A 9042-nucleotide genomic window follows, 5' to 3' on the forward strand; every position below is an offset into this window, starting at 1 on the left:
AACAGGGGCGCGATGCGCCCCTCTCTCTTATCTGAAAATCAATCTTTCACCGGGGTTAACCAACCCCATTTATCCCTGGTACTGCCATCGAACAGGCCGAAGAAGGCTTTTTGCAATTCTGTGGTGATCGGGCCTCGTTTACCGGCCCCAAGCTCTATGCCGTCCACACTGCGCACCGGAGTCACCTCGGCGGCGGTGCCGGTCATGAACATTTCATCGGCCAGATACAGCGCCTCGCGGGAAATGGCTTCTTCCCGCACCTGATAACCGGCTTCGCGCGCCAGCGTCATCAGGGTATCGCGGGTGATACCGGGCAGGATACAGGCGGTGACCGGCGGGGTATAGAGTACCTTGTTCTTGATCAGGAACAGATTCTCGCCCGCGCCCTCGCTCAAATGGCCGTGCACGTCGAGCGAAATACCCTCGTCATAGCCGTGGCGCTTGGCTTCGCCGGATATCAATTGGGAAGACAGGTAGTTACCGCCGGCCTTGGCACCTGTGGGCATGGTATTGGGTGCCAGCCGGTTCCAGGATGTGACGCAGACATCCACGCCCCGCTCCAGCCCCTCTTCGCCCAGATAGGCGCCCCAGGGAATGGCGGCGACAATCACGTCACAAGGCACGTCTTTCGGCGCATTGAGGCCCATGCCGACATTGCCGATAAATACCAGTGGCCGCAGATAGGCGCTGTTCAGCTCGTTTTCGCTCACTGCTTTTCGGCAGGCGTCCATCAGTTCTGCGTGGGTATAAGGAACCTGCATTCGATAGATTTTGGCGGAGTCGAACAGCCGCTGTACGTGCTCTTCGAGACGAAAAATCATCGGTCCCTTGGGAGTGTGGTAGGCACGGATGCCTTCGAACACCGAAGAACCGTAATGCAGCGCATGACTCATCACATGCACCTGGGCCTTGTCCCAGGGCACCATATCACCATTGAACCAGATGTATTTGGCAGTAGACATTGGTTGTTCCCTCAAGCCGTTTTCTTGAACCGTGGCTCCACAAGCTGTGCCTCGACACGGGTTATATCCATCAGCTTTTCGAGTTGACGGCTCAACAGCTGAATGGCTCTGTCACTGCTGACAGTAACTCTAATATTAAGTCTTTTACAATCAACCGAGGTGGACATTTCCATGTCATCCACCCGAAAGCCACGATGACGGATCAGACGAAGCACCCGCTCGAGGACCTCGGGACGAAACTGGGCTTCTATCTGCAAATTGTGCTGGTTCATGCTTTTTTCTCCATCATCTGGTCGTTGGCAACTCCGGGCGGCACCAGGGGCCATACGTTTTCCTGCTCTGAAATACGAACATGCAACAGGTAGGCGGTATCGGCCGCCAGCATGCGCTGGATGGCGGGCTCCACTTCCTCTTTATGGTTGATGGTTTCGCCGGGAATATTGAAGGCGGCAGCCATGGCCACAAAGTCGGGGTTATCGGTGAGTATGGTTTCGCTGTAGCGACCGTCGAAGAACAGTTCCTGCCATTGACGCACCATGCCCAGTCGCTGGTTGTCGAGCAGTACCATCTTTACCGGCAACTGGGCGCGCTTGAGGGTGCCCAGCTCCTGCACGTTCATCATGAAAGAACCATCGCCGGAGACCAGCACCGATTCGTGTTCGGGGCGAGCCAACTTGGCACCGATGGCTGCCGGCAGGCCGAAGCCCATGGTGCCCAAGCCTGCGCTGCTCAGGTGGTTGCGCGGGCTGGTGAAGCTCATGTGCTGCGCCACCCACATCTGGTGCTGGCCCACGTCACAGCTGACCATGGCGGTATCCTGCAGGGCATCGCTCAGCTGCTTGAGCATCAGGGGGGCATAGATGGCCTCGCCCGGGTGATCATAACGCCAGCCGTGATCGGCCTTGAGTGTCTTGCAGTGCTGCCGCCAGTCGTCGATAGCCAGTTGCTCGTTGCCCAACTTGTCATTCATCAGCAAGGGCAATACCGTTGCCAGCTCCGCATCGATCCCCACCTGGGCATGACGCACCTTGCCGAATTCGGCGGCATCCTTGTCCAGGTGAATCACCTTGGCATTCACCGCAAAGGCGTCCAGTTTGCCGGTGACCCTATCGTCGAAACGGGCACCAACCACAATCAGCAGATCACTCTGCTGAACAGCCAGGTTGGCGGCTTTTGTTCCGTGCATGCCGAGCATACCCAAAAACAGCTCATCATCCGGATCCAGGGTGCCGATTCCCTTGAGGGTCGTCACGGCAGGGATACCGGTTTGGCGGGCAAAAGCACGTAATTCTGCCTCGGCATTGGCCATGCCGACACCGCCACCGACGTACAGTACCGGCTGACGAGCGGTCGCCAGCATCGACAGAGCCTGAGCCAGCGCCTCTTCATCCAGCGCATTGGGTTCGGTGCCGAAATCAGGGACTGCTTTGGGCTCAACCAGCGCCACCTGAATATTCTTGGGCACGTCGATCAACACGGGGCCGGGGCGACCGGAACGGGCCACTTCGAAGGCTTCGGCGATGATGACGCCAAGATCCTCGACATTTTCCACCAGATAGGAGTGTTTGGTGCAGGATAGCGACATGCCCAGTACGTCCACCTCCTGAAAGGCATCGGTGCCGATGGCCGCCATCGGCACCTGACCGGTGATGGCCACCAGCGGAATGGAGTCGAGCATGGCATCGGCCAGACCGGTGATCAGGTTGGTAGCCCCGGGGCCGGAAGTGGCCATACACACTCCCACCTGACCACTGGCTCTGGCATAGCCCACGGCGGCCAATGCGGCAGCCTGCTCATGACGACACAACAAGTGCTCCACTCCACCGTCGTAGAGCGCGTCGTAGAGCGGCATGATGGCACCGCCGGGGTAGCCGAATATCTGGGTGACCCCCTGTTGTTTCAAAGTCTGAACGATGTACTGTGCGCCATTCATTTTATTGCTGTCCATGTGTTACTGCCAAAGCCGGTTTAAAAAAAAACCCCCGAGTGAATAACTCGGGGGTTTTGCGTTGTTGTCTGCCGGTTATTTTACGTTTCGTCAGACCACAGTGCCCCGAGAGGTGATTTAATAATCACCACTAGGACCACGATAATGTTGACGAAACGTACAAAAAAATTCATGTCACCGACCGTTAAATAGGATGAAGAGCCAGAACCTTCGACTCAAGCAGATCTATAGAACTAGCATGGTGAACTAAGCTAGACAAGACTTTCTTGTCCACAGCATTAAAAAAACGGTCAAATTGGGTAACGAAAAGGTAGTTTAAAAAGCTGAAAAAAATTAATTCTTAAAAATAAAATATCAGGGAGACCGGATGTCACTCGCCGTTGTTTTTGCCCGCGCCAGCCTGGGCGTCGCCGCACCACTGGTCACCGTTGAAGCCCATCTGGCCAATGGTCTGCCCGCCTTCAATATCGTCGGCCTGCCGGAAACCACGGTCAAGGAAGCCCGGGATCGGGTACGCAGTGCCCTGCTGAATTCCGGTTTTGAATTTCCTGCCCGTCGTATCACCGTCAACCTGGCTCCCGCCGATCTGCCTAAAGACGGGGGCCGTTTCGATTTGCCTATCGCCATGGCCATTCTTGCCGCCTCCGGCCAGATTCCCGCCACCAGCCTGGAGCAGCTGGAGTTTCTGGGAGAACTGGCCCTGACCGGGGCGCTGCGATCGATTAAAGGCGCCCTGCCTGCGGTATTGGCCGCCCGCGACAGTAAGCGGATCCTGATACTGCCGGCCGGCAATGGCATCGAGGCCGGTGTGATCCACCCCTGCCCGGCCCGGCTGGCTCCTCACCTTCTGGCCATTACCGCCTGGTTGCAAAAAGAGGGCGAATTGGCGATTCCAGAGCCTGTCATATCGGAAGAACGCGACCATATCACCGATCTTTGCGATGTGATCGGTCAGGAAGCGGGTAAGCGAGCACTGGAGATTGCCGCCGCCGGCGAGCACAACCTGCTGCTACTCGGCCCTCCCGGAACCGGAAAGAGTATGCTGGCCAGTCGTCTGCCGGGGCTGCTGCCGCCGATGAGTGAGGAGGAAGCACTCGAGACCGCCGCCATCAGATCCATCAGTGGTCTGAATCTGGATCCCGAAAACTGGCGACTGCGAGCTTTTCGTCAACCCCATCATTCGGCGTCTGCCGTGGCGCTGGTAGGCGGCGGCAGCTATCCCAGGCCCGGAGAAATCTCTCTGGCCCATAACGGGGTGCTGTTTCTCGATGAAATGACCGAGTTTGAACGACGGGTACTGGATGCCCTGCGAGAGCCGCTGGAAACCAGCAGTATTTCCATCGCCCGGGCGGCGCACCGAGTGACATTTCCCGCTCGTTTTCAGTTGATCGGTGCCATGAACCCCAGCCCTTGCGGTCACTACGCAGATGGTTACAGCCGCAGCTCCTCCGAGCAGATACTGCGTTACCTGAGCAAGATATCCGGTCCTTTTCTGGATCGTTTCGATCTGTCGGTAGAAATACCGCTATTACCCCCAGGGGAGCTGAGTCGAACCCGGCCCAAGGCAGAAGCATCGGCCCAAATCCGCAAGAGGGTACTGGCCGCCAGGGAGCGGCAACTGAAACGAGCCGGCAAGACCAATGCCCGGCTCAATGCCGCCGAGCTGGATAAATTCTGCCCGCTGGAGCAGGAAGACGCCTTGTTCCTGGAACAGGCCCTGCACCGAATGAAGCTCTCTATCCGCGCCTGGCATAAATTGATCCGGGTCGCCAGAACCATCGCCGATCTGAACGACGAACAAACAATAGGCCGTCATCATTTAATCGAAGCACTGGGATACCGGGCCATGGATCGGTTGCTACAGCAGTTACAGAGCTGAGTCGGCAATACACTGCTATAACTAAGCAGACAGTCCGGCTCTAAAGGAGTAACAGATGAAGAGTGCGAAGGAGTTTGCCATTTGGCTGCATGAACGCTTCAGAGAGGTGAAAAGTGGTGTTTATCTGACCAAGACAGATATTGCTATGCTTTCCGGGAGGCAGCGTTTCACCCACGAGTTCATCACCGATATTCATTATGAACTGGCGTTAAAGGGCATGGGGTTTGTCACCGACACCCACAGGGAGAAATTTTATCTGTTTCATCTGCCTACCGAGTACTGGCAGGCTCAGGGTGATCGCTATCAGGAAGACAGTCAGTCCAACGTTCGTACCATAGTTCAGAACAAGCGCCATACGTCATGATACCCAATGCCATGATGCGGCGGACCGCATCATGGCAAGACCGGTTATCCGGCCGATAGCAAGTATTCCACTACCCGGTAAAACCGCTCTTCCGAGCCGATTTCGCTCATGTTCAGCTCATACTTGTCTCTGACCACTATGGTGGGCGTGCCGCGCACATTGAAGCGTTCGGTGGCCTTGTCGTACTGGGCAACCATGCCATTGAGCGCAAAGCTGTTGATCACGCCATCGAAGGCCTTTGCTTCAACACCATTGGCAACGAAAATAGTCTTGATATCATCCAGACCGCCGGGCATTTTTTTCTGGCGGTGAATACGGTCGAAGATAACCGGCGTCAGCTTGTCGTCCACCTTGAGCAATACCGCAGCACCGTAGGCACGCTGCAGCACAGGGCCCAGTTCCCGGCCGAGAAAAGACACAGGAACTTTCTTCAACTGCACTTCGGGCAACCGCTCTTGCAGTTTTTCCATCAAGGGCTCAAAGCTGTAGCAATGCGAGCAGACATAAGAGAAAAACTCGGTTACTTCCGGTTTGCTGCTCGCGGTTTCATTTACCACCTTGTATTCGACACCCTCCTTGAATTCGGGAGCGGCATTGACCAGTGGAGCCAACAGCAGGGTAAACAAAACAACAATATACTTTTTCATACGGGATCCCATTCGATAGAAACTGACTCACGGTAAGTAATCAGTTCCAGGAGGTCAAGGATAATGGTACCGCATCCAGACTCTGCATTTGATCGGACAGCACTCGAATTTGCTGTTGCCAGTACTCTTCGGTGTTAAACCAGGGAAAATTGGCCGGAAAGGCAGGATCAGACCAACGCGCCGCCAGCCAGGCCATGTAGTTGACCATACGCATGGCTCTGAGTGGTTCAATCAGCGGCAGCTCGGTCACATCAAATTCCCGTACCGTCTCGTAACCGGCCAGCAGGGTGTCCAGCTGCATCAGCTGCTCCTGACGACTGCCGCTGAGCATCATCCACAGATCCTGTACCGCCGGCCCGGAGCGACAATCATCGAAGTCGAGCAACCAGAGTCCGTCGCGCCACAGTATATTGCTGACATGGCAGTCACAATGCAGGGTCAGCTGTTGTTTGGGCCTGTATAGCCCAGTCGCTTTCTCTACCACCTCAGTCAGCCGGGCAAAAAATTCTCCCCGCAGTCGATTCGGTATCCGAGCCTCTTGTTCAAGCACCCTTTGAGCCCGCAGCAGATAGTCGTCGGTACTCAGCTGTGGTCGATGGCGTAACACAAACTGTTCGCCTACCGTGTGTAGCCGCCCCAGTTGCTCTCCCAACGCCTCCAGCTGATCGAGGTTATCGGCCTCAAACTGACGGCCGGAGACCGAAGGCCAGACCGCAAACAGCATGTTGCCGTATTCAAAGACGCTGTTGTTATCGCGTATCAGCGGTACCGCGACTCGAACTCCCGCATCATCCAGGGCGAACAGAAAATCATGTTCCTCCTGGATCTGCTGTCGACTCCAGCGCTGGGGGCGATAAAACTTGGCCACCAGGATGCCATCGCTATCACTCTTGAATCGGTAAACCCGGTTTTCATAGCTGTTCAACGCCATGAGTCCCGAATCGATATAAATGCCGGCACTGGCCAGCGCATCGGCAATAACATCGGGTGTAAGCTGGTAATAGTTCATGCCACTCCAAAAAAAGACCGCAGCGACTGGCTGCGGTCTGAGAATATCAGTTAATCGAACTGAAGAACTTGGTATCGCTGCGTAAGTTGGCCTTGCTGTCGTTCTCATCAAGCCCGGCATGGGTCATCACGAAGGTGATGTCCTTGACCGGCGTTGACAGCAGGTAAGGGTCTGCCGCAAGACTAATCGGCAGACTCAACACCTCGCCACCGCGAACCACGACTTCTTCGGGGCCTATCCACTCAACATCATCCATCCCCTCGACACGGAGTCGGTAGGTTTCGGTGTCCAGCGTCTTGTTCATGATTTTCAGGGTGTAGGTGTTCTCTACCAGCCCCTCGGCGGTTTCACGATAGAGCTGGTTTCGATCCCGGATAATCTCGATACCCATCGGCATGATATTGGATGCCATATAAGCAAAGGCGACCAGCATGAGCACCATGATAACGCCGTAGCCAATCAGCTTGGGACGCGCCACATGGCTTGCTCCGTGCTGCAACTTGTGCTCTGTGGTGTAGCTGATCAGCCCTCTTTCGTAGCCCATTCGATCCATGGTCTGATCACAGGCGTCCACACAGGCACCGCAGTTGATGCACTCATATTGCAGACCGTCCCGAATGTCGATGCCGGCAGGGCAAACCTGTACACAGAGGTTGCAGTCGATACAGTCACCCAGCCCCAGCTTTGCGGGATCCGCCTTGCGTGGACGAGGGCCTCGGCTCTCTCCTCGCTCGACGTCGTAGCTGACCGTATAGGTGTCTTTATCAAACATGGCGGACTGGAAGCGGGAATAGGGACAGATGTGGGTACACATTATGGTACGCATCCAGCCCGCATTACCGTAAGTACAGAACACAAAGAACAGCACCCAAAAACCAATCCAGAAGCTGGTAGAAAAAGTCAGCAGGTCTATCGCCAGCTCTCTTGCCGGAACGAAATAGGCAATGAAGGTAAAACCAGTAAGGAGTGATACCGTCAGCCAGGAGAGATGTTTGGCACTCTTGCGCCATATCTTGTTGAAGTTCCATGCCGATTTATCCAGCTGGCGGCGTTTGTTGGCGCTGCCTTCCAGCTTTTCCTCGAACCAGATAAACACAAAGGTCCATACCGTCTGGGGGCACAGATAGCCACACCATACCCGTCCGAGGAAGGTAGTAATAAAGAACAAGGCGAAGGCCGCTACCATCAGCAGCAGAGCCAGCAGGGTCAGATCCTGTGGCCAGATGGTAGTCGAAAAAATCTGAAAGCGCTGCTGCTCCACATCAAACAGTAACGCCTGACGCCCATTCCAGCTCAGCCAGGGACCAACGGCAAACAACAGCATGAAAAACCACCCCATCACCTTGCGCAGCTGCTGCCATTGTCCCTTTTGCGCTCGTACATAGATGTGGCCTTCGTCTGTAGGCCTGTGGGAACGCACCGCCTCGGTAACATCCTTGATGTCTATCTGCTTATGTTTATCGTTCATTATGCTCACATAGTTGTTCTAACTGGCTGCGACCAAATTATCCGCGCGGTAAAACATTCTTAACTTGCAGATAAAATACGAGTTATGCCGCATTTTGCAGCAAAACATCCGATTAAAAGGTGATATGGATCACTCTTTGCCGAGCCGGGATCGGTTCATGCTACCCAGGGCATCATGATAGAGCACTAGGACTGCCAAACACCATGACGGCGATCAGCGAATGACGTGAAAAAGAGAGAATTTGGATAATACCAATTGGAATAACGGTCTGATCATTTTTAAACCCGCGCTCAGAGGCAACACCGCCTCCTCCCACGACACACCACTGACACATGACACTCACCGTTACAGCCTACTGCAGACATTCACTGGATATTCGGCCAGGCTGCAACCGTTCGTCACGGCGAGAGAAGCTCGTCCCCTGAGGCTCGGGAGGTGCCGTCCATAGCGAAGGAACTGGCCATTTGTCCGTCCTTAAAGAGAAAGGCAGAATAAAAAGCAAAAAAAAACAAAAAACCCCGCTCAATGAGCGGGGTTTGGTGATAGGCGTTTGACTGTGACCTACTTTCACATGGCAGCTGCCACACTATCATCGGCGCGGGTGCGTTTCACTTCTGAGTTCGGCATGGGATCAGGTGGTACCACAACGCTATGGCAGTCAAACAAAACTGGTTATTTCAAATTTCAATATGGTGCTGATACCCGGATTTGAACTGGGGACCTCACCCTTACCAAGGGTGCGCTCTACCAACTGAGCTATATCAG

At 54.9% G+C, this 9042-nt stretch carries 8 protein-coding genes and 1 rRNA gene; 2 read left to right on the forward strand and 7 right to left on the reverse strand.

Annotated elements, in window-relative coordinates:
• Positions 1-38: 38 nt before the first annotated feature.
• From ACLEIV_RS07510 to ilvG, 3 genes are read right to left on the reverse strand one after another with little or no spacing between them, the layout of a single operon-like run.
• Positions 39-962 carry a branched-chain amino acid transaminase gene (locus tag ACLEIV_RS07510; RefSeq protein ID WP_410456024.1) on the reverse strand — a complete coding sequence of 308 codons (924 nt, stop codon included), beginning with the start codon at positions 960-962 and terminating at the stop codon, positions 39-41.
• A gap of 11 nt (positions 963-973) precedes the next feature.
• On the reverse strand, positions 974-1234 hold the full coding sequence (gene ilvM, locus ACLEIV_RS07515) for an acetolactate synthase 2 small subunit (protein ID WP_410456025.1): 261 nt from the start codon (positions 1232-1234) through the stop codon (positions 974-976).
• On the reverse strand, positions 1231-2895 hold the full coding sequence (gene ilvG, locus ACLEIV_RS07520; protein WP_410456039.1) for an acetolactate synthase 2 catalytic subunit: 1665 nt from the start codon (positions 2893-2895) through the stop codon (positions 1231-1233). Before ilvG ends, ilvM begins: the two co-directional genes overlap by 4 nt.
• 382 nt (positions 2896-3277) lie before the next feature.
• Between ilvG and ACLEIV_RS07525 the strand changes: the two genes are divergently transcribed.
• Positions 3278-4789, forward strand: coding sequence for a YifB family Mg chelatase-like AAA ATPase (locus ACLEIV_RS07525; protein ID WP_410456026.1), 1512 nt, complete (start codon positions 3278-3280; stop codon positions 4787-4789).
• Between the two features lie 55 nt (positions 4790-4844).
• The gene (locus tag ACLEIV_RS07530; RefSeq protein ID WP_410456027.1) at positions 4845-5153 is read left to right on the forward strand and encodes a hypothetical protein; all 309 of its coding nucleotides are present in this window, start codon (positions 4845-4847) and stop codon (positions 5151-5153) included.
• 44 nt (positions 5154-5197) lie between these two features.
• Here the strand turns inward: ACLEIV_RS07530 and ACLEIV_RS07535 are convergent, their stop codons facing one another.
• The 4 genes from ACLEIV_RS07535 to rrf form a co-directional block, all read right to left on the reverse strand.
• The gene (locus ACLEIV_RS07535) at positions 5198-5800 is read right to left on the reverse strand and encodes a thiol:disulfide interchange protein DsbA/DsbL (RefSeq protein ID WP_410456028.1); all 603 of its coding nucleotides are present in this window, start codon (positions 5798-5800) and stop codon (positions 5198-5200) included.
• A 40-nt stretch (positions 5801-5840) separates the two neighbouring features.
• Positions 5841-6809 carry a serine/threonine protein kinase gene (locus ACLEIV_RS07540; protein WP_410456029.1) on the reverse strand — a complete coding sequence of 323 codons (969 nt, stop codon included), beginning with the start codon at positions 6807-6809 and terminating at the stop codon, positions 5841-5843.
• Between the two features lie 46 nt (positions 6810-6855).
• Positions 6856-8277, reverse strand: a complete 1422-nt coding sequence (ccoG, locus tag ACLEIV_RS07545; protein ID WP_410456030.1) for a cytochrome c oxidase accessory protein CcoG — start codon at positions 8275-8277, stop codon at positions 6856-6858.
• Positions 8278-8825: 548 nt separating this feature from the next.
• Positions 8826-8940: ribosomal RNA gene (gene rrf / locus ACLEIV_RS07550) — 5S ribosomal RNA — on the reverse strand.
• Positions 8941-9042 lie beyond the last annotated feature (102 nt).

It is taken from the genome of Oceanisphaera submarina, assembly GCF_046521305.1.
Lineage (GTDB): Bacteria > Pseudomonadota > Gammaproteobacteria > Enterobacterales > Aeromonadaceae > Oceanimonas > Oceanimonas submarina.